A 21343-nucleotide genomic window follows, 5' to 3' on the forward strand; every position below is an offset into this window, starting at 1 on the left:
TCATTCATCCCGGCTCGGCGCTGACCGGGCTCCTGGACACTGACGCGATCCGCAAGGACTTCCCGGTCCTCCAGCGGCTGCTGCACGACGACAAGCAGCTGGTCTACCTGGACAACGCGGCCACCTCGCAGAAGCCCCGCCAGGTCCTGGACGCGCTGAACGCGTACTACGAGCGGCACAACGCCAACGTGCACCGTGGTGTGCACGTGCTGGCCGAAGAGGCCACGGCGCTCTACGAGGGTGCCCGCGACAAGGTCGCGGCGTTCATCAACGCGCCGAGCCGGGATGAGGTGATCTTCACCAAGAACGCCTCGGAGTCCCTCAACCTCGTTGCCAACATGCTGGGTTGGGCCGACGAGCCGTACAAGGTGGACGCCGACTCGGAGATCGTCATCACCGAGATGGAGCACCACTCCAACATCGTGCCGTGGCAGCTGCTCTCGCAGCGCACCGGCGCCAAGCTGAAGTGGTTCGGCCTCACCGACGAGGGCCGGCTCGACCTCTCCAACATCGACGAGCTGATCACCGAGAAGACGAAGATCGTCTCCTTCACGCTGGTCTCCAACCTGCTCGGCACCGTCAACCCGGTCGAGACCATCGTCCGCAAGGCCCAGTCGGTCGGCGCCCTGGTGCTGATCGACGCCTCGCAGGCCGCCCCGCACATGGTGCTGGACGTCCAGGCGCTGGAGGCCGACTTCGTCGCCTTCACCGGCCACAAGATGCTCGGCCCGACCGGCATCGGCGTGCTGTGGGGCCGTCAGGAGCTGCTGGAGGACCTCCCGCCGTTCCTCGGCGGCGGCGAGATGATCGAGACCGTCACCATGGGCGCCTCGACCTACGCCCCGGCCCCGCACAAGTTCGAGGCGGGCACCCCGCCGATCGCCCAGGCGGTCGGCCTCGGCGCGGCCATCGACTACCTGTCGAACATCGGCATGGAGAAGATCGCCGCCCACGAGCACGCGATCACCGAGTACGCGGTGCAGCGCCTGCTGGAGGTCCCGGACCTGCGGATCATCGGTCCGCGCAGCGCCGTGGACCGGGCCGCCGCGATCTCCTTCACGCTCGGCGACATCCACCCGCACGACGTCGGCCAGGTGCTCGACGAGCAGGGCATCGCGGTCCGGGTCGGCCACCACTGCGCGCGGCCGGTCTGCCTGCGCTTCGGCGTGCCGGCCACCACCCGGGCCTCGTTCTACCTCTACTCGACGCCGGGTGAGGTCGACGCGCTGATCGACGGCCTGCACCACGTCCGCAACTTCTTCGGCTGAGGGGTGAGCGCGGCATGAAGCTGGACTCGATGTACCAGGAGATCATCCTGGAGCACTACAAGAACCCGCACGGCAAGGGGCTGCGCGACGGCGACGCCGAGGTGCACCACGTCAACCCGACCTGTGGCGACGAGATCACCCTCCGGGTGAAGCTCGACGGCCCGGTGGTCGCGGACGTCTCCTACGACTCCCAGGGCTGCTCGATCAGCCAGGCCAGCGCCTCGGTGCTGAACGAGCTGGTGGTCGGCAAGACGGTCGGCGAGGCCCAGGCGATCCAGGAGGCCTTCCTGGAGCTGATGCAGAGCAAGGGTCAGGGCGAGGGAGACGAGGAGGTCCTGGAGGACGCGGTCGCGTTCGCCGGGGTCTCCAAGTTCCCCGCCCGGGTGAAGTGCGCGCTGCTGAGCTGGATGGCCTGGAAGGACGCCACCGCCCAGGCGCTCTCCGAGCACCCCGTCGTCAACGACTGAACTACTGATGAGGACTGACTCATGAGCGACACCGAGGCCGGCACCACGCCGGCCGAGGGCCCGGTCCAGATCGTCGGCACCACCGCCGGCACGGTCTCGGTCGAGGACCTCACCGAGGCCCTGATGGACGTGGTCGACCCCGAGCTGGGCATCGACGTCGTCAACCTCGGCCTGATCTACGGGATCCACATCGACGAGGGCGACGTCGCCACCATCGACATGACCCTCACCTCGGCCGCCTGCCCGCTCACCGACGTGATCGAGGACCAGGCCAAGACCGCCACCGACGGCCTGGTCAAGGACCTCCGGATCAACTGGGTCTGGATGCCGCCGTGGGGCCCGGACAAGATCACCGACGACGGTCGCGACCAGCTCCGCGCGCTCGGCTTCAACGTCTGAGTGGTCGTCAGGAAGGCCCGGCTCCCCGTGGGGGAGCCGGGCCTTCGGCGTTCGGTCAGGAGCGGGTGAAGTCGAAGGCGGTCGGGGCGGAGCGGTTGCCGCTGGGGTCGAGGGCGGTGACGGTGAGGCGGTGGGTGCCGGTGGTCAGGCCGTCCAGCGGGACGGACAGGGTGTTGTGGAAGGCGTCCAGGGTGGCGGGCGGGGCGCCGTCGAAGGAGTACTCGTAGGCGGCGATCCGGCCGTGGTCGTCGGAGGAGCGGACCAGCAGGCTGGTGGCGGCCTTCGGGGTGGCGGGGGCGGTCAGGTCGGCGGTGCGCTTGCGGTCGACCAGCAGGGTGCCGTCGGACCAGCGGTAGAGGTTGACCGGGGGCTGGGTGGCGTAGACCTTGCCCTGGCCGAGCTCGGTGAGGTCGGAGAGCGCGCCGGCCGCCAGCACCGGGCGGGAGCCGCCGAAGGCGCCGGTGCCGTCGCCCGGGTAGACGAAGGCGCTGCCGGCCGTCCAGCGGACCAGCAGGTCGTCCTTGCCGTCACCGGTGAAGTCGCCGCCGGTCAGTGAGGTGGCGTCGCCCCAGGAGACCGGCGTGCCCGCCGCGGTGACCGGGACGCCGGCCGAGGCCGGGGTGGGGTACCGGAGCACCTGGCCGTCGGTCTGACGGACCACCAGCTGGCTGCGGCCGCCGGTCTCGAAGCGGCCGGCCGTGACGTCGGCGACGAAGCGCCAGTCGATGGGAGAGGTGAGGGTGGTGGAGGGCTCGAAGGTGCCCCTGGTGGTGGCCGAGCCGGGGTAGAACAGCGCGTGGAAGGTGTCGTACCCGATCAGGTCCACCGTGCCGTTGCCGTCGAAGTCCCCGGCCACCAGGCCGGTGGCCCAGTCCCAGTTCCCGCTCGGGCCGAAGTCCTTCTGGTGGGCGGCGTCGTTCGGGAAGCCGCCGGTGCCCACGCCCAGGTTCAGCCGGAGCGGGGAGCGCGGGCGGCGGGTCAGCAGGTCGGCGTTGCCGTCGCCGTCGAAGTCGGCGGTCAGCACGTCGGGGGCGTTGCCCCAGGGGCTGACGGAGGCCCACTTGAGGACGGCCGGGGTGCCGAACAGGCCCGGGGTGGTGCCGGTGGAGGGCAGGAACTCGGTCTGGCCCTTGCCGGGGGCGGTGGAGCTGTACTGGTTGGCCCAGTGCAGGACCAGGTCGTCCTTGCCGTCCTTGGTGAAGTCGGCGGCGACCAGGTCCTCGACCGCCTGCCAGCTCCGGCCGTCGGAGACCGGGACCTTGGTGGCGTACAGGCCCGGGCCGGTGGCCGGGTAGAGTGCCGTCGCCCCGGTGGTGTCGCGGATCAGCAGGGCGGTGGAGCCGCTGCCGGTGAAGTCCCCGGCCAGCAGGTCGGCCGTGCCGGGGAGCTTGTCGGCGCCGCCGGGGCGGACGGTGACGGCCCCCGAGACGGCGTACGCGCCACCGGTCTTGACGACGGGTCGGGCGCTGAAGTGGTCGTCCGCCCAGCGGACCAGCAGGTCACGGCTGGTGGGCGAGAGCAGGTGCCCGTAGGCGAGGTCGACCGCGTTCAGCAGACCGCCGGGGACGGGCAGCGGGTACGGGGCGGAGAGGGTGCCGTCCGCCTGGCCCTCGGTGACGGCGGCGGTGCCGTCGTCGTACTGGACCAGCAGATCGGCGAGGGCGTCCTCGTTGAAGTACCCGGCGGTCAGGGAGCGGACGGCGGTCCAGCCGGAGGCCAGCTGGCGGGCCGCGCCGAAGCCGCCCTTGCCGTCGCCGGGGTGGAGCACGACGGTGCCGGTGGCGTAGCGCAGCACCAGGTCGGCGGCGCCGTCGCCGGTGAAGTCACCGGCGGTGCGGTCGACCGCGTTGACCCAGTCGTTGCCGGAGCCGATCAGGCCGGGGGAGTTGAAGACCAGCGGGGCCGACGGGGCGGCGGTGTCCTGACTCCAGGTCAGCTCGGCGTGGTAGACGGCGTGGTCGGAGAGGTGCCCGGCCGGGTCGGTCCAGGCCGTGGGGGTGGTGAAGGCGGAGGCGGTGCCGAAGACGTAGTCGAACTTGCGGTCGTCGCCGATCGGGACGGTGTTCGGGGCGGTGTCGAAGGTGGTCGACTCGCCGGAGCGGCAGTCCGTCAGGTGGCGGCAGACGGGCGGGAAGTACAGCCGGTCGCGCTGGTCGGCCTCGATGAAGCCGCCGTTGCCCTCCTGGGCCTGGTAGAGCAGCCCGAGGTTGGGGTCGGTCGGGTCGGCGTTGAAGTCACCGGACAGCACGGTCGGCCGACCCTGGCCCCACTCCTGGATCCGGTCCAGCACCACCGGGAGACCCTGGGCGCGCAGGCCGCCGAGGCCGCCGTCCAGATGGACGTCGCAGGCCTGGACGGGGTGCGTGCCGACGGTCGCGTTGGCGCAGATCAGCGGGCGGGGCTCGCGGGCCGGGTCGAGCGGCTTGAGCACCAGGCTGCGGAAGACCGGCTGGTGCACGGTCTTGACCAGCAGGGCCGCGCCGAAGGAGGTGGTGACGCCGCCCCACTTCTGGCAGCCGCGCTGGGTGGGGCTGAGGTCGAGGCCCTTGAGGTAGGAGAGCGTGTACGCGGGGAGGGCGGCGCGGAGCAGGTCCGCCTGGCCGGCGCAGACCTCCTGGAGGTTGACGACGTCCGGGTCGGCGGAGGTGAGTGCCGCCGTCATGGCGGCGGTCCACTCGGCGGGGGCCAGCGGGGACTGGCAGGAGGACTGGCCGCAGATGTTGTAGGTGACCACCTTGAGCGGCGGCTCGACGGCGGCGGCCTTGGCCTGACCGGGTATCAGGGCGGTGAACAGGGCTGACAGCAGCAGGGCTGCCTTGACGTGAAGTGATCGCACGACAGCGCACCTTAGCGGCGCCAGGGGCGCGAGGAACTGCGCGGCTCGGAAGGCGGCTCACCGGCAACTGACCCACCGTCAGCCAGTTGCCGGTGCTGCCTTTCCACCGCGCGCAGTTCCCCGCGCCCCTGGTGTGACCACTTCCGTCAGCCGGGTGTGCCGTTCCCCCGCGCGCCCGCGCGGCGGAGCCGCAGATTAGGTAGAGCCTCGCGCCCCCGGTGTGACCACTTCCGTCAGCCGGGTGTGCCGTTCCCCCGCGCGCCCGCGCGGCGGAGCACCGCTCCTGCCAGGCCGAGGCAGGCGACCGCGACCAGGCCGACGAAGGCGGAGACGGCGGGGAGCAGGCCGTAGGCCTGGACCGCGGCGCCGACGCCGACGATGGGGAGGGATGAGCCGAGGTAGACGATGACCCAGAGGGTGGAGAGTTCCGAGCCGCGGCGTTCGGGGTCCATCGCGGCGACGGCGGTGGTGAACAGGGAGCGGAAGGCCACGCCCTGGCAGGCGCCGCCGAGGACGCTGCCGAGGAAGAGGAGCGCGGCGGTGCCGGTCCAGGCGGCGGTGACCACCAGGCCGAGGCCGAGGGCCAGGCCGGCCATGCCGACGGCGATGACGACGCGGTCGGAGGTGGGCGGGATGAGCAGCTGGGCCACCGCGGAGGAGCCGAGCAGCAGGGCGGCCACCACGGCGCCGATCAGCGAGGAGCTGCTGCCGAGCAGCTTGGCGGAGAAGGCGGGGGCCAGGCTGAGGTAGACGCCGAAGACCGCGTAGGAGGCGAAGCCGGCCCCGGCGGCGAGCAGGAACTCGCGGCGGCCGGTGTGCGGCAGCCGCAGCCGCCGCGGCCGCAGGTGGGCCGGGGTGGTGATGCGGGGCGGGGCGGCGGCGGGGCGGCGGCCGCCGGGCTTGCGGGGGTGGACCAGGGCGAGCGGCACGCAGAGGACCAGCAGCAGCACCGCGTGCACCAGGAAGGGCGTCAGCAGCGGGTGCTCGCCGGTGGAGAGCAGCGAACCGATCACCGGGCCGAGGGCGACGCCGCCGGCCGAGCAGGCCAGGGTGAGCTTGGCGGCCAGGGTCTGGTGGTCGGGGAGCAGGTCGCCCAGGGCGGCTCCGGCGGCACCGGTGGCCAGGGCGACGGCGACGCCCTGGACGGCGCGGCCGGCGGCCAGCTGCCAGAAGCTGCCGGCGGTGGCGAAGAGCGCGTCGCCGGCGGCGGCCAGCGCGACGGCGGGCAGGATCATCGCCCGGCGCCCGAGGTGGTCGGACCAGTGGCCGACGGCGGCCAGCACGGGGACCAGGGCGAAGACGTAGACGGTGAAGAGGATGGTGGTGTCGAGCGCGGTGAGGCCGAGTTGACGCTGCAGCACCGGGTAGATCGGGGTGGCCAGGTTGGCGCCGATCAGCAGGAGCAGCAGGGCCGTGGCCACCAGGCCGACGCGTACGCCGCGCAGCGCGTTCCAGCGGCTGATCGCGGAGAGCTGGAGCTGCGCGCGTGGTGCGAGCTCCAGGGGGAGCAGGGCCTCCGAGAGCCGGCGTCCTTCGAACTGGGCACTGCCCAGTCCGGCGCCGGCGGGGGAGAGGTCCGCCATGGCAGGGGTCTCCTGTGGCCGGGCACCACCGAGGGCGGCCCGGGCCTGGGGTGGTGGCCTGCCGGCGGAGCCCTGGTGGGGCGGGGGAAAACGAGGGGGTGGGCGACGTTGCCCTGGGTGCGGTCCGTGGGTTGTGGTACCGCGCGCCTGCTGAAGGATACGTGTTCGAAAGGGTGGCAAATCGCCCTCCGGAGTGTCGTCTGCGCCACTTCGGCAAGTAGGGCCCGGGACTGCGTCAGGTCCGGGCGGCCCGGGGCGAGTGCCGAGGTCGGGGCGGGGGCGCGCGGCGTGCGGCCCGGGCGGGCGGGGGCTCGGACGGCTACGCTGAGTTGACGGACCGGCACCATCCGGTCGGCAGTGACCACCGCCACACCGGGAGAGCGCAGCACGATGGCCGGACGACGCAGCACCCCTGACAACCCGTCGGACAGCCCGGCCGCCGAGAGCCTGCTGCCCGCCGACTACGACCTCGCCGACCTCTACGGGGCCTTCGCCGCGCACGGCCGCCCGGACGAGGACGACGCGGCGGTGCTGGTGCCGCCGGTCGAGCTGCCCTCGGACCGCGAGCTGGCCGACGCGGCGCTCGCGGTGCCGCTGATCGGCCAGGCGTTGAAGCTGGCCCGCTGGGCCGCCCCGCACCGGCCGGTGGACGAGTTCGGCGACCTCCCGGCGGCCGACCGGGCGCCCGCCGCCCGGCTGATCGGGCTCGGCGAGGGCGAGGACGCCGAGGTGGAGGCCGTCCGGGCGTGGTCGCTCGCCTGCGACCTGGACCTGGTGGAGATCGGCACCACCGAGGCCGGCGAGCACGTGGCCATCCCCGGCCCCGACCTGGAGGCGGCCGAGCAGGGGGACGAGGAGACCGTCCTCGAACTCTGGCTGACCGCCGCCGGGATCGTCCGCGAACTGGCCGCCGAGGCCGACTCGCTGGACCTGGAGGACGAGGACGGCGGCGCCGACGACGAGGACGAGGACCGGCTCTCGGCGGTCGAGGAGTCCCGCAAGGCGGCGGCCGAGCTGCTCGACGAGGCGCTCCAGGTGCTCTACGAGACCACCGCCTTCGCCGAGCCCGGCGAGGAGACCGTCCCGCTCGGGGTGCTGGCCGCGCTGCTGGTGGTGCCCGAGGGGGAGGAGCCGGACGAGGAACTGCTCGGCGACATCACCGACCTGATGGTCACTCTGGACCCGATGCTGGCCGACCTGGCCGAGCTCGGCCTGCTGGAGCACCGGCCGATCGATCCCGAGCTGTTCGAGGAGGAGGACTCCCCGGCCGCCGGTGACGAGGAGCTCAGCGAGGAGGAGTCGGCCCGCTTCGGCCTGGTCCGGCTGACCCCGCTGGGCCAGTACGGCGTGCGGCAGTGGCTGCTGGAGGACGGCTACGACGCCCCGCTGGTCGGCGAACTCGCCCAGGGCGACGCCGAGACGGTGCTCCGCGCCGTCACAGAGACCGCCAACGTGCTGCCCGAGCGGGAGCTGCTGATCTGGCTGGCGGGCAAGGATCCGGCGCAGGCCGCGCGGGAGCTGCTGGCGGCCGCGCGGGGTGCCGACGCGTTCTCGCCGGTGCGGCGGCTGCTGGTGGTGCAGACCCTGGAGGTGATCGGGGAGCAGGCCCGGGCGGCCGCGGTGGAGGTGCAGGACGATCCGGAGCTGGGCGGCGCGGCGCGGGCCTGGCTGCTGGCGCAGGGGGAGCAGGTGGTGGCGCCGGAGCGTTCGATGGTGCTCTGGACCGCGGTCGACGGCTTCGCGGCGCAGCTGCTCACCAGCGAGGGCGAGGCCGAGGTGCTGCGGCGGCTGGTCGCGGAGCTGCCGGTGACCGCCAACCCGGCCAGCTTCTTCGGTGAGCTCTGGCGCATCGACCACCCGTACACGGCCGACGTCCTGGAGGCCATCGGCGAGCTCCACCTGGACCGCACGGTGGCGAAGGAGGCCCGCAAGGCCGCCTTCAAGGCGCGCTCGCAGCAGAAGGGCTGACGCGTCGTCAAAATCCATTGCGGGTAAGGGCGTGCGCTGCGATCCTGTCCCTATGGGCAGGCGCGGCCGCCCATTTCCTTCGCATTCGGGTGCCTGTAAAGCAAATGCCGTCATTGTCCTGATTGAGGGCTGCTCCTGAGTAAAGGAGTATCCAAATTCCCTGGTCAGGCCTGGCGTGTACCCCCTGGTTTTCCTATGTTCGTGTCGCCTCATGCGTCTGCATGAATTTCTTTCGATGACGCCCCGACAGCGGTCGGGGCGTCATTTCTCTGTCGTGCGACGAACTTTGGAGAATTCGTGGGTTCACCACGTGTGCCCGGACGCGCCCGGCGGCGGCTGAGAAGCCGTCCGCGAGGAGCGGGACTGATAGCACTGGCCGTTCTGATGTCGGTTCCGGCCATTCCGTCCGCCGAAGCGCTGGCCGCGAGCGGACCGCACCCGAAGGTGTGGACACCGCCGAACACCCCGCTGGAGCGGACCGCCTCGGTGGCCGGCCAGGCCGCCGAGAAGAAGGGCCAGAAGACCAACGGCGGCGTGCCGGTCGAGTGGCGGGCGAAGGCCCCCGCCGCCAGGAGCGGCACCGCGACCGTCGCGCTCTCCGGCGTCTCGCCCGAGCAGGCGGCCGCGCGCAAGCTGACCGGCGGCGCCTCCCCGTCCGCCGGCCGGACCGCCTCCCGGCAGGCCGGGGACCTCCCGGTGTACCTCACGGACGCCGCGGCCGGCCGGGCCGGTGGCGACCCCGCGGTGAAGGTCGGCGTCCTGGACGCCGACCGGGCCAAGGCGGCCGGGGCCACCGGCGCCGTGGTCACCCTGGAGAACGCCGGTGACCCGGCGGCGCAGGCCGGTCCGGTCGAGGTCACCCTGGACGTCGCGGCCCTGCCCGGCGTCACCGGCTGGGCCGACCGCGCCCAACTGGTCCAGCTGCCCGCCTGCGCGCTGACCACCCCCGAGCGCACCGAGTGCCAGCAGCGCACCCCGGTGCCCTCCGTGCTCGACGCCCGGACCGGCCGGCTGACCGCCAAGGTGGAGCTGCCGAAGGACGCGCAGCCCGCCGGTGGCCTGCGACTCGACTCCGCCCCCGCCGCCGCCCCCGTCGGCGGCGGTGCGATGGTGCTGGCCGCCCAGGCGGCCCCGTCCGGCTCGATGGGCTCCTTCGCCGCGACGCCGATCGCGCCCTCCGCGGCCTGGAGCGCCGGCTCCAACGCCGGGAACTTCACCTACTCGTACACCTTCGACATGCCGACCTCGATCGGAGGCGCCGCACCCGGCGTGATGCTCGGGTACGACTCCTCCTCGGTGGACGGGCGGACGGCGGCGAACAACTCGCAGTCCTCCTGGATCGGCGACGGCTGGGACTACTCGGCCGGCTCGATCTCGCGCTCGTACAAGCCCTGCCTCAAGTCCGGCATCGACATGTCCGGCGACGAGTGCTGGGCCGGGCAGTCGCTCCAGCTCAACCTGGCCGGCCACTCCGGCACGGTGGTCAAGGACGACACCAGCGGCGTGCTGCGCCTCCAGGGCGACGACGGCACCCAGATCACCCCGCTGACCGGGCTCGCCAACGGCGCCTGGAACGGCGAGGGCTTCAAGGTCACCACCACCGACGGCACCCAGTACTACTTCGGCGCCAACCACCTCCCCGGTGGCGACGGCACCGACCCCGCCACCAACTCGGTGAACACCGTGCCGGTCTACCACCCGCACGCCGGTGACCCCTGCTACTCCTCCGGCACGGGGCTCGCGTCCTGGTGCCAGATGGGCTGGCAGTGGAACCTCGACTACATCGTCGACCTGCACGGCAATCTGATCTCGTACAAGTACGCCAAGGAGGGCAACTACTACGCCCGCGGCGGTGGCCAGAACAACGGCACCGGCACCCGCACCGCGTACGACCGCTACTCCAACGTCACGCAGATCGCCTACGGCCAGCGGCTCGCCGACCAGATCACCGCCAAGGGCGCGGCCAAGCCCGCCGCCCGGATCGACTTCACCACCTCGGAGCGCTGCTTCGCGGCCGGCTCGATCACCTGCTCGGACGCCCAGCGCGTGGTGGCCAACCAGTCCTCCTGGCCCGACACCCCGCTCGACCAGGCCTGCGCCGCGACCGGCACCTGCACCAACTACGGCCCGTCGTTCTGGACCTCCAAGCGCCTGACCAAGGTGGAGACCACCATCCAGGTGGCCGGCGCCGCCCGCGTGGTGGACACCTGGGCGCTGAACCAGGTGTTCTCCGACCCGGGTGACGGCACCTCGCCCACTCTCTGGCTCTCCTCGATCCAGCGCACGGCCAGCAACGGCCAGGCCTCCGCCACCCTGCCCGCGGTGTCGTTCACCGCGATGCAGATGGCCAACCGGGTGGACGGCCTGGTGCCGGCCGCACCGCAGTTCAACCGCCCCCGGATGAGCTCCATCACCACCGAGACCGGCGGCCGGATCAACGTCACCTACCGCCCGGTCGAGTGCTCGCGGGTGAACGGCACCATGCCGGCCTCCGAGGCCGGCAACACCATGCCGTGCATGCCGGTCAAGTGGGTCCCGCCGGGCTCCCCGGCCAACACCAAGCCGGTCGACGACTGGTTCCACAAGGTCATGGTGGCCTCGATCAGCGAGCAGTCGCTGGTCACCAGCACGGTCGCCAAGCTCACCGAGTACACGTACGGCGGCGGCGCCGCCTGGCACCGCAACGACTCCGAGTTCGCCGACGACGACACCCGGACGTACGACAACTTCCGCGGCTACCAGACCGTCACCACCACCACCGGCACCGGCACCGACGGGGTGAAGACCAAGTCCGTCGCCACCTTCCTGCGCGGCATGGGCGGGCAGGTCACCGACAGCTGGGGCTCCACGATCACGGACTCCGAGGAGCTCGCGGGCGCCGTCCGGGAGACCCAGACCTACGAGTCGGCCGCGGCAGGCGCCAAGGTGGTCTCCGGTGAGCTGACCACCCCGTGGCTCTCCGCCGTCACCGCCACCCACACCCAGACCGGCAACCTGCCCAAGGTCACCGCGCGGTACAGCAACACCGCCCAGGTGAAGAGCCGGGCCCTGCTCTCCGACGGCACCTGGCGCACCACCCAGCGGGACGCCACCTACGACGAGACCAAGGGCGGCCGGGTCGTCACCGTCGACGTCAAGGGCGACCTGGCCCACGTCGCCGAGCAGCAGCAGTGCACCAGCACCAGCTACGCCACCGGCTCCAACGGGCAGCTGATGGAGCTCCCGTACCGGGTGCTGACGCTGGCCGGGCCCTGCGGGCAGACGCCGACCGCGGCCAACACCGTGTCGGACGCGCTGACCTACTACGACGGCAAGGCCCTCGCCACCTTTGGGACCGAGGCCAACCAGACCGAGACCCGGGTCCTGGAGTCCTACAACACCGACGGGACCCCGAAGTACCGGATCACCGCCCAGGCGGAGTACGACGCGTACGGCCGCCAGAGCGCGACCACCGACCCCGCCCGCAAGGACACCGCCCACCCCAACGGCGCCCGGACCTCCACGGTCTACCTGCCCGCCACCGGTGAGCTGCCCACCTCGGTCGAGGTGACCAACCCGCTGGGCTGGAAGTCCACCACCACCGTGGACCCGGGCCGCGGCCTGCCGACCAAGGCGGTCGACGAGAACAACCACCTCACCGAGGAGGCCTACGACGCCTTCGGCCGCCTCACCTCGGTCTGGCTGCCGGGCCGTGACCGGGCCACCCAGAGCGCCAACCGGGTCTTCGAGTACGCCCTGAACGGCTCCACCGGGCCGTCCACGGTGACCAGCCGGAGCATCCGCGAGGACGGCAGCTACTCCAGCAGCATCCAGATCTACGACGGTCTCGGGCGCGTGCGGCAGAGTCAGTCGACGCCCGCCTTCGGGACGGTCGGACGGTTGATCTCGGAGGCCGAGTTCGACTCGCACGGCTGGCAGATCAAGGCCACCGCCGCGTACTACAACGCGGACTCGGGCCCGGTTTCGACGATCTTCAGCCCGCAGGACTCGCAGGTGCCCGCCCAGACCTGGAACGAGTTCGACGGGCTGGGCCGGGTCACCGCGGCCAGGTTCATGTCCTACGCCCAGGAGCAGTGGCGGAACACCACCGCCTACCCGGGCGCCGAGCGGGTCGACCTGACCCCGCCGGCCGGCGGGTACGCGACCTCGACCGTCACCGACGCCACCGGCGCGACGGTGGAGCTCCGGCAGTACCAGGGGAACACCCCGACCGGGGCGTACAACTCCACCACCTACGGCCACGACACCGTGGGCAAGCCGCTCTGGCGCCGCGACTCGACCAACCACGAGTGGCGCTACACCTACGATCTGCTGGGCCAGCAGGTCAGTGCGACCGACCCGGACACGGGCACCTCCACCAGCTCGTACGACGGGGCGGGTCACCTGGTCACGGCGACGGACGCCAAGGGCAGGTCGACCAGCTTCACCTACGACCTGCTCGGCCGGAAGACCGCGCAGTTCGACGGGACCGACGTCACCAACTCGGCCAACCAGACGGCCTCGTGGGTCTACGACACCAAGGCCAAGGGCAAGCCCACCTCCTCGACCACCTACGTGGGCGGCCTGAACGGCCAGGCGTACACCAGTGCCTTCACCGGCTACGACCTCGGCTACCGGCCCACCGGGACCACCGTCTCCATCCCGTCCACCGAGAAGACCCTCGGCGGCACCTACAACACCGCACTCACCTACAGCGCCGTCCTCGGACTGCCGAAGACCACGACGCTGACCGGTCCCACCGGCTACCTGGCCGAACGGATCACCAACTCCTACGACCTCGACGGCAACTTCATCGGGTCGAGCGGCAAGGACGCGCTCGTCAGCGACGTGCAGTACGACGCCTTCGCCCACCCGACCCGCACCACCGTCGGCGTCTACGGCAAGCAGGTCGTCTCCACCCAGCAGTTCGACCAGGGGACCGGCCGCGTCGTCCAGTCCACCCTGGACCGGCAGACCGGCTCCACCCACGTCGACCTGACCGGCTACACCTACAACAAGGCCGGGGCGCTCACCTCGGTGAGCGACCTCCAGGACGGCACCAACACCGACCTGCAGTGCTTCACCTACGACTACCTGGGCAGGCTGACCGCGGCCTGGGCCGACAAGGGGACCGTCACCACCGCTCCGGCGCCCTCGGTCCCGGGCATCGGCGGATGTGCGAACGGGGGCGAGCCGACCGCGGCCACCGCCACCACCCGGGTCGGTGGGCCGGCGCCGTACTGGCAGTCCTACTCCTACGACCTCACCGGCAACCGGACCAAGTTCGTCCAGCACGACGTGACCGGCGTGGTGGCCAAGGACAAGACGGTCGACCAGACCTTCGCGACCGGCCCGAACGCCAAGACCACCGACCCGTCCACGGGTGGTGGCACGGGCGGTCCGCACGCGCTGCTCACCGCCAAGACCACGGTGAACGGCACGTCGAAGCAGGCCACCTACGCGTACGACGAGACCGGCAAGACCACGGCGATCACCGACACCGACGGCACCAAGAGCCTGACCTGGGACAACCAGGGCAAGGTGGCCAAGGTCGACAAGAGCGGGACCGCCGATCCGACCAGCTACGTCTACGACGCGGGCGGCAACCAGCTGATCCGCCGCACCAACTCCAAGGTCACGCTGAACCTCGGCATCGACGAGATCACCATGGACGTCGCGTCCACGGCCCTGACGTCGACCCGCTACTACGGGGGGCCGGGCGGGCTCACCATCGCCCGCGTGACCGACGCCGGTGGCGGCAAGCTCTACTACCAGGCCGCCGATCCGCACGGGACCAACGGTGTCCAGATGGACGCCGCGACCCTGACCGTGGTCCGCCGGCCGACCGACCCCTTCGGCAACCCGCGCGGCAGCCAGCCGGGTGCGGGTGTGTGGGCCGGCAGCAAGGGCTTCGTCGGCGGCACCACCGAGGGCACGGGCTTCACCAATCTCGGGGCACGCCAGTACGACCCGGTCGCCGGCCGGTTCCTGTCCGCCGACCCGGTCTTCACCGAGGGCGACCCGCAGTCCTGGAACGGCTACGCGTACGCCGACAACAACCCGGTCAACCACGCCGACCCGACCGGGACCTGCATCCCCGACGACGCCGGCCGGTGCATGTCGGCCGCGGCCTGGACCGCCTACTTCAACCAGACCAACGGCAGCAGCGGCACCGGTACCGGTACCGGTGGCGGAGCCCCCGGCACCACCACCACGTCGACGTCCAGTGACACCCGGAGCAAGGCCGCGGCCGACCTCGCCGCCGCCCAGCGGCAGAAGCAGGCGGCCGACGAGGCCCTCGCCAAGGCCAAGCAGCAGCGCGAAGAGCTGATGAGCAAGGTGGTCGACGTCGTCGGCGACCTGATCGGCTTCAACGACGCCCGGGACTGCTTCACCAAGGGCGACGTGATGGGCTGCATCAACACGGCCCTGAACTTCGTCCCGTGGAGCAAGGTCTTCAAGGCCGTCAAGGTCGGTATCAAGGCGTTCAAGCTCTGGAAGGAGGGTGAGAAGGCCTACGACGCCATCCGCGGTGCCGAGCGCGTCGCGAAGGACGCCGAAGAGGCCCTGAGCACGGCCCGGAAGACCGAGAAGGAGGCCTCCGAGGCGGAACAGGCGGCCACCCACGCCGATGAGGGCGGTGGTGCCTCGGCCTGCACCTGGACGCCGAGACCGCACAGCTTCCCCGAGGGGACACCGGTCAGACTGGCCGACGGCAGCTCCAAGCCGATCGAGCAGGTGCAGCAGGGCGACCTGGTCGTCGCCACCGACCCGCAGTCGGGTGCGACCACCGCCGAGCCGGTCAGCGCGACCATCACCACCCCGGACGACGAGGACTTCACCGACCTGGTGCTGCGTCCGGAGGGTCCGGACGGCACCTCGGCCGGCCCGGTGAAGCTCACCTCGACCTGGCACCACCCGTACTGGGACGCCACCACCCGGAAGTGGGTGGACGCCCACGACCTCCAGGCCGGCCACCGGCTGCGCCAGGTCGACGGCACCGAGGTCACCGTCCTCGACGTCCGCAACTACCACCAGCAGGTCGTCACCCACGACCTCACCATCACCCGGGTCCACACCTACTACGTGCTCGCGGGCGGCGTGCCGGTCCTCGTGCACAACGCCAACCTGCCCGAGCAGTGCGGCCCGATCACCTCGGACACCCATTTCGCGGACGTGGAGGTGTCGGACGCGCACGGCAACGTGATCGACACGTACAGCCTGCGGAGCGGCTCCACCTCGCCGGAGGAGGCCGCCATCGGTGTCGGCCGGGCGCGGCAGGCCGTTCACACGGAGCACCGGGCCGCCCGGGCCGCCGGTGGCGCGCCGATGGTGAAGGACCACGTCATCCACAACGACCCGTACTTCATGGCGAGCCCGGTCCCCGAGGGCGGAATGGTGCGCATCACGGGCACCAAGGCTCCGTGCGGCCCGTGCCAGAAACAGATGAGGCTGTCCGCCGAGGACACCGCGTCCACATTCGAATATCTGTGGCCCGACGGAAATGGAGGAATGAACATCTGGTCATTCGACGGATGACCGAAGGAATCCATCCCGTCCCATGGTGAGGGGATGACCGGCCCTCATTTCAGGGGTTGGTGAACGGGGCTCCTGCCGGGCAGGTGGCACACTGTGCCCGGCAGGAGCCCTGCGCTATGATCGGCGCCATGGAAACCTCGCGAAACGAAGAACTCTGCGGAATCTGCGGGCAGTTGGTGGATTCCCAGCACGTGCACGCTGGCGTCGATGCGGGCGAGCGCATCGAGTACGTGGTGGTGGAGATCCGCGGCGTCACGGCCCACTACCAGGCGGTGAAGAACCCCTCCCGGACTCTCCGGACGGGCGCCCCGATGCTGGCGCAGCAGCTCGGAATCGAGCTGTCGGAGCTTCTCGGCCGTCACTACACGTGCCTGGTCACGCCGGCCGAGTACGGTGAGATCCGGAGCCAGTTCAAGCTGGTTTGACCACGCGGGCGGCCGATATTCCGAATGGATCCCGGAATCTGTGGGAAATGTCCACCCGTGGGATCCGGTCGATGGATTCGGACGGTCCGGAGAAGCACGGAGCCCGGCTCCGCAGGATGTCCTGCGGAGCCGGGCTCCTCGTCGTACGGGCCCTTCCGGGGGTCAGACCACCGGGCGGGTCAGCCAGCGCTGGGCCGGGGTGCTGTTGCAGTCGTACAGCTCCAGCTGGTTCCCGTCGGCCGTGACGGCGTTGGGGATGTCCAGGCAGCGCTTGGAGTTGTCGTTGTAGATCGAGCCGTCGGGGCGGATCGTCCAGACCTGGTTGGCGTTCGGCGTGGCGGTGCCGCCGAGGCAGTCCCAAAGCTGGATGCGGGTGCCGTTGACGGTCCCGCCGCCGGTGGCGTCGAGGCAGCGGCCGGCGAGCTGGATGGTGCCGTTGGGCTGGGCCTTCCACTGCTGGCCGGCGCCGCCGGTGCAGGTGTGGGTCTGGACGGGGGTGCCGGCGGCGGTGAGGCCGTCCTTGACCTCGGCGCAGACGTTGGCGGCGGCGTCGGCGGTGAGCGGGCCGGACAGGGTGCCCGGGTCGATCGAGCCGTCGTAGACGGTGAGGTCGGAGACGGAGCCCTTGTAGTAGTTCCAGGCGTCGCTGCTCTGGTAGCGGTAGTGGCCTAGGACCAGCGGGCCGGTGGAGGCCTGCTTGGTCTTGTGGATGCCGGTGGAGGCGAGCGCGCCGTTGACGTACAGCGCCATCTGCCCGGTCTGGGCGTTGTAGCTGACGGTCAGTCGGGTCCAGGTGCCGAACTGGACGCGGGCGGCGGCGCTGCGGGTGTCCGTGGTGTCGTACGGCCAGCCGTTGTTGTCGGCGGTGGACATGCCCAGGTGCCAGTTGACGTTGCCGTCGCCGAGGGTGGCGGCCCAGACCATGAAGGCGCTGTCGGCGTTGTTGCTCTGGCTGATCACCACGCCGTCGATCAGGTTGCCGTTGGCGTCCTTCTTGGTGGGCACCTCGGGCTTGGTCCAGAGCGAGACGGCGAACGACTTGGTCGGGTCGACGCCGAGGCCGGGGGTCTTGATCTCGCCGTTCTCCCCGTCGAACCGGGCCACCTTGGTGCTTCGGCCGTTGACCGTGTCGGTCGGGAAGGTGACGCCGCCGCTGACGACGCCGGAGGCCCGGCCGAAGACGTCCGGGGTGGTGACCGGGGCGGTGCCGGCGCTGGTGTCCAGCTTCAGCCGGTCGACGTACGGGCGGGCGTCGCCCTGGTCGGTGGCGGTGCCGAACCCGGTCACGGCGGTGGGCTTGCTGGAGTCACCGGCCACGCCGGGGAAGATCCGCAGGTGGTTGGCGGTGTCCAGGGCCCAGAGGTCGGCGAGGCCGTCCCCGTTCAGGTCGCCGTTGGAGCCCATCTTGGGGTAGAGCCCCGTGGTGTAGCCGGTGCCGAGGACGGTGCCGCCGGTCGGGGTGGCCAGCGCCCCGACGTCCAGCGTGCCGTCGCCCTTGGTCTTGACGGCGTAGGAGCGGATGGTGCCGCTGCCGTCGCGGCTCCACAGGGTCGGCTGGGCGTAGCCGCTCGCCGCGCCGGGGCCGTAGAGCTCGTAGCCGCCCCAGGTGGTGGCGGTGGAGACGGCGGTGGCGTCGGCGTCCAGGTTGTTGATGCTGTTGGAGCGGTAGAGCCAGAGCCGGCCGTCCTCGACGGTGACCGCCGAGGTGTAGTCCTTGGCCAGGTCGCTGTCCAGCGGGGAGAGCAGGGCCTTCGGCGCACCGAGGGCGGTGAACTGGCTGACGTGCGACCAGTCCGCGTTCCAGCCGGTCGGCGCGGTGTCGAGCAGGGTGCCGTCGGCGGCGACCCAGCCGGACGGACGGCCGACCAGGCCGGAGGTGCTGAAGGTGCCGTCGTTCTTGTTCGGGTAGACGTACAGGAACGGCGACTTGGTGGCGTCGACCGCGGACGGCACGTGCACCAGCACGTCGTCCACGCCGAACGAGCGCAGCGCTCCGAGGTGGGAGGTCTGCACCTTGTCCCAGGTGCTGCCGGCCGGCGCGAGGCCGGGCGGGGCCGAGACGGCGGTGCCCGGGTCGGTGTTGCCGGTCATCATCCGCAGGTTGCCCTTGGCGTCCGCCTGCAGCAGGTCGACCCGCTTGTCGCCGTTCAGGTCACCGGGGACCGCAGCGCCGGTGGCCGCGTTCCAGGGGGCGTAGAAGGTGTACGGGAAGGGCTGGCTGTAGTTGCCGGCCCGGTCCATCGCCTGGACGAAGAGGGTGTTGGTGCCCCAGCTGGCCGGGGTGAACTTGAAGGTGTTGGTGGCGTCCACGACGTTCGGCGAGGAGCAGGTCCAGCCGGTGACCGGGGTCGGGTCGGCGGACCAGCGCACGCAGGCGACGCCGGAGGCGTGCAGGTTGGTGCCCGGAGCGGGGTCGCTGGAGGTCACCGTGAAGGTGCCCTGCTGGTTGACCTTCAGCTTCGGGGTGGCGTTGACGGTGCCGCTGGCGGGGAAGTCGGTCGAGGTGACCGAGACGGTCGGCGCGGTCTTGTCGACGCGGAAGTAGCACCAGGGGGTGTCGCCGGAGGTCAGCGAGCCGTCGGTGACGTTGGCCAGCCAGCCGTACTGGTGGCCGTCGGTGAGGTTGCCGACCGAGGCCGGGGCGTCGCTGTTCCAGGAGCCGCCCGCGGCGCTGGGGTAGGCGTGCCACCCGGCCTGGTTGTCGTCCCAGATGTGGTAGTTGGTGGTGACGTTCGCGCCGATCGGGGACCAGCTGTTGGCGTGCAGGTAGACGAACTGGTTGGCGCCTACCCAGCCGGGGGCGTTCCAGGCGCTGCCGCCCGGGGTCTGGCAGTCGTTGCGCTGGTTGCCGTAGACCGGGTCGTTGACGTACCCGGGCTGGGGCGTGGTGCGCGGGGCCCAGACGGTCGGCGCGATGTCGTAGTAGGTGACGACGTGCGGGTTGGCGCCGAGGTGGTGGCGGAGCAGCTTGTCGTACTCGTCCTCGGCCGAGAACCCGATGGTCCAGGCGGGGATCTTCTCGTTGACGATCTTCTGCATCCACCAGGTCACGTCGTAGCTCAGCGAGCCGGTGCCGGTGATGTCGGAGTTGCCCGCCCAGGTGCAGCCCACCATCTTGCCGTTGGTGCCGCAGGGCTGGTTGTTCCAGGTGGTGGTGCCCTGGAAGGCCGGGGCGCTGTAGACGTTGATGGTCGACTTGGTGCCGGGGGAGGAGGCCCCGGGCACGTCGACCAGCAGGGTGGCGCGGTTGATCTTGGCGGTGCCGTGCCCGTTGCCCTCGAACAGGCCGTTCGGGGTGGAGAGCTGGTAGTACGACCGGTAGCGGCCGTAGCCGGTGCAGTCGGAGTAGCCGCAGTAGCCCACGCCCAGGCTGCTGAGGGTGTTCACGTTCGAGGTGTCCGGGTGGTTCTCCTGGACCTGGGCGTTGACCTGCCGGCCGTTGTCGACGCTGGTCTCGGGGTCGAGGTACCAGGGGCCGGTGCCCTTGCCGAAGGTGTTCTGGTCGGGGGTGAGGACCAGCTCGGAGGCGGAGGCGGTGACGGCCATGGCGGACACCGCGGCCGCCGGGCCGGGGCGGCCGGTGGTCGACCGGTCGGCCTCGGCCTGCGCGTCGGCCGCGGCCGGTGCGGCCGGTGCGGCGAAGAGCGACTTCGGAGCGGCCTGGGCCGGCTTGAGCAGCGGCGCCGGAGGGGCCGGCCGGGTGGAGTCCCACTGGAACGGGGTGGGCGCGTGCATCCGCACCTTGCCGCCCTCGTCCGTCAGCGAGACGTTGCCCGCCCGGTCGGAGGCGACCTGCAGGCCGGTGGTCCGCAGCGGGAAGTGCAGGCTCTTCAGCCGGGGGTCGGCGGCGGCCTGCGCGGTCTTGACCACGATCACGTCGCGCCAGCCGCCGTCCGGGCGGGCCGTCACCTCGAGGTCCACGTCGGGCAGCACCGAGGCGTAGGTCGCGGTGCCGCCGTTCAGGGTGGGCTTGGGGAGCGTGAACGGCGCGCTGATCGAGAGCTTCTTGCCGTCGGCGGTGGAGATGGTGGCGAGCGGGCCGGTGCCGCCGCCCGACAGCACCAGGTCGGAGCCGGTCAGCGCCGGGGTCACGGTGCCGTCGGCGTTCGCCTTCAGCGTGGTGTCGAGCGTCTGCCACCGGCCGTCGCGCTTGGTGCGGACGTCCTGGGCGACGGCGTCGCTGCTGAGGGTGCGCCCGTCCGGGTCGGCGGTGGTCTGGCTGGTCTCGGTGGTCAGCTCGTCGACCACCACCGGGTGGCCGGTCCGCTTGGCCTCGGCGAAGGCCGCGCGGATCGCCTTGGTGGCGGCCGACTCGGCGGGCGGCTGGGCGGCCGGGGCGGTGGTCGCGCCGGGCGCCGGGGTCGCGGTCCCGGCGAGGGCGGGCGGGACGGACAGGACGGCGAGGCCCAGGGCGGTCGTGGCAGCCACGACCGCCCGCCCCGCCAGTCCGACCGGCCGTGGCAGGCCTCGGTGGCGTATCTGCTTGGACATGGAGTTCGGTGTTCCCTCCGAAGGGCCCGCAATGGTTCGTGCGGGCGGTCGACGGGGAACGATGCATTCCGTTTGAGTGGGCGGTCAAGCCAGATTGGGGAGGCTTGTCCGTCCTTGTCCTCATTGGCGGTGAGGTCGATACGGGAAAGAGACCAGACGGTCAGTCAGATTTCCGGAGCGGCTTTCCGGGGGGCGCCGCGCGGCATTTGGCGGAGGGAAATCACCTCGCGCGTCAACCTCATTCGTGCCAAGGAATCGCCTAATCTCGGAATTTATTTCCGTGACGGTCCGTCAGCCGACCAGGTGGCGGAGCAGGCCGCGGCGGCCGCTGCGCATCATGGCGGCGTGGTTGGCCAGGAACAACGGGCGCGCGACCGGGGCCAGACGG

General features: G+C 71.5%; 9 protein-coding genes. 6 read left to right on the forward strand and 3 right to left on the reverse strand.

Annotated elements, in window-relative coordinates; genetic code table 11:
- Positions 1-2 precede the first annotated feature (2 nt).
- From ABD946_RS05590 to ABD946_RS05600, 3 genes are read left to right on the forward strand one after another with little or no spacing between them, the layout of a single operon-like run.
- Positions 3-1268: a cysteine desulfurase gene (locus ABD946_RS05590; RefSeq protein WP_380149102.1), complete on the forward strand. Its 1266-nt coding sequence runs from the start codon at positions 3-5 to the stop codon at positions 1266-1268.
- Positions 1269-1282: 14 nt separating this feature from the next.
- Positions 1283-1735: a Fe-S cluster assembly sulfur transfer protein SufU gene (gene sufU / locus ABD946_RS05595; protein WP_345280666.1), complete on the forward strand. Its 453-nt coding sequence runs from the start codon at positions 1283-1285 to the stop codon at positions 1733-1735.
- A gap of 21 nt (positions 1736-1756) precedes the next feature.
- On the forward strand, positions 1757-2134 hold the full coding sequence (locus ABD946_RS05600; protein WP_345280668.1) for a metal-sulfur cluster assembly factor: 378 nt from the start codon (positions 1757-1759) through the stop codon (positions 2132-2134).
- Positions 2135-2189: 55 nt separating this feature from the next.
- Here ABD946_RS05600 and ABD946_RS05605 read toward each other — a convergent pair whose 3' ends face one another.
- Both ABD946_RS05605 and ABD946_RS05610 read right to left on the reverse strand, forming a co-directional pair.
- A complete protein-coding gene (locus tag ABD946_RS05605) occupies positions 2190-4970 on the reverse strand; it encodes an FG-GAP-like repeat-containing protein (RefSeq protein ID WP_345280670.1) in 2781 nt (926 codons plus the stop codon).
- Between the two features lie 233 nt (positions 4971-5203).
- Complete coding sequence (locus tag ABD946_RS05610; protein ID WP_345280672.1) at positions 5204-6553, reverse strand: MFS transporter; 1350 nt, start codon at positions 6551-6553, stop codon at positions 5204-5206.
- 357 nt (positions 6554-6910) lie between these two features.
- On the opposite strand from ABD946_RS05610, the gene ABD946_RS05615 reads away from it, so the two are divergent.
- The 3 genes from ABD946_RS05615 (at position 6911) to ABD946_RS05625 (ending at position 16464) form a co-directional block, all read left to right on the forward strand.
- Positions 6911-8521: a hypothetical protein gene (locus ABD946_RS05615; RefSeq protein ID WP_345280674.1), complete on the forward strand. Its 1611-nt coding sequence runs from the start codon at positions 6911-6913 to the stop codon at positions 8519-8521.
- A 384-nt stretch (positions 8522-8905) separates the two neighbouring features.
- Positions 8906-16039, forward strand: a complete 7134-nt coding sequence (locus ABD946_RS05620) for an RHS repeat-associated core domain-containing protein (protein ID WP_345280676.1) — start codon at positions 8906-8908, stop codon at positions 16037-16039.
- A gap of 116 nt (positions 16040-16155) precedes the next feature.
- Positions 16156-16464 (forward strand): hypothetical protein, encoded by a 309-nt coding sequence (locus ABD946_RS05625; protein WP_345280677.1) that lies wholly within the window; start codon positions 16156-16158, stop codon positions 16462-16464.
- Positions 16465-16626: 162 nt separating this feature from the next.
- On the opposite strand, the gene ABD946_RS05630 is transcribed toward ABD946_RS05625, so the two are convergent.
- A complete protein-coding gene (locus ABD946_RS05630; protein WP_345280678.1) occupies positions 16627-20892 on the reverse strand; it encodes a ricin-type beta-trefoil lectin domain protein in 4266 nt (1421 codons plus the stop codon).
- Positions 20893-21343 lie beyond the last annotated feature (451 nt).

Source organism: Kitasatospora albolonga, assembly GCF_039535905.1.
GTDB lineage: Bacteria > Actinomycetota > Actinomycetes > Streptomycetales > Streptomycetaceae > Kitasatospora > Kitasatospora albolonga.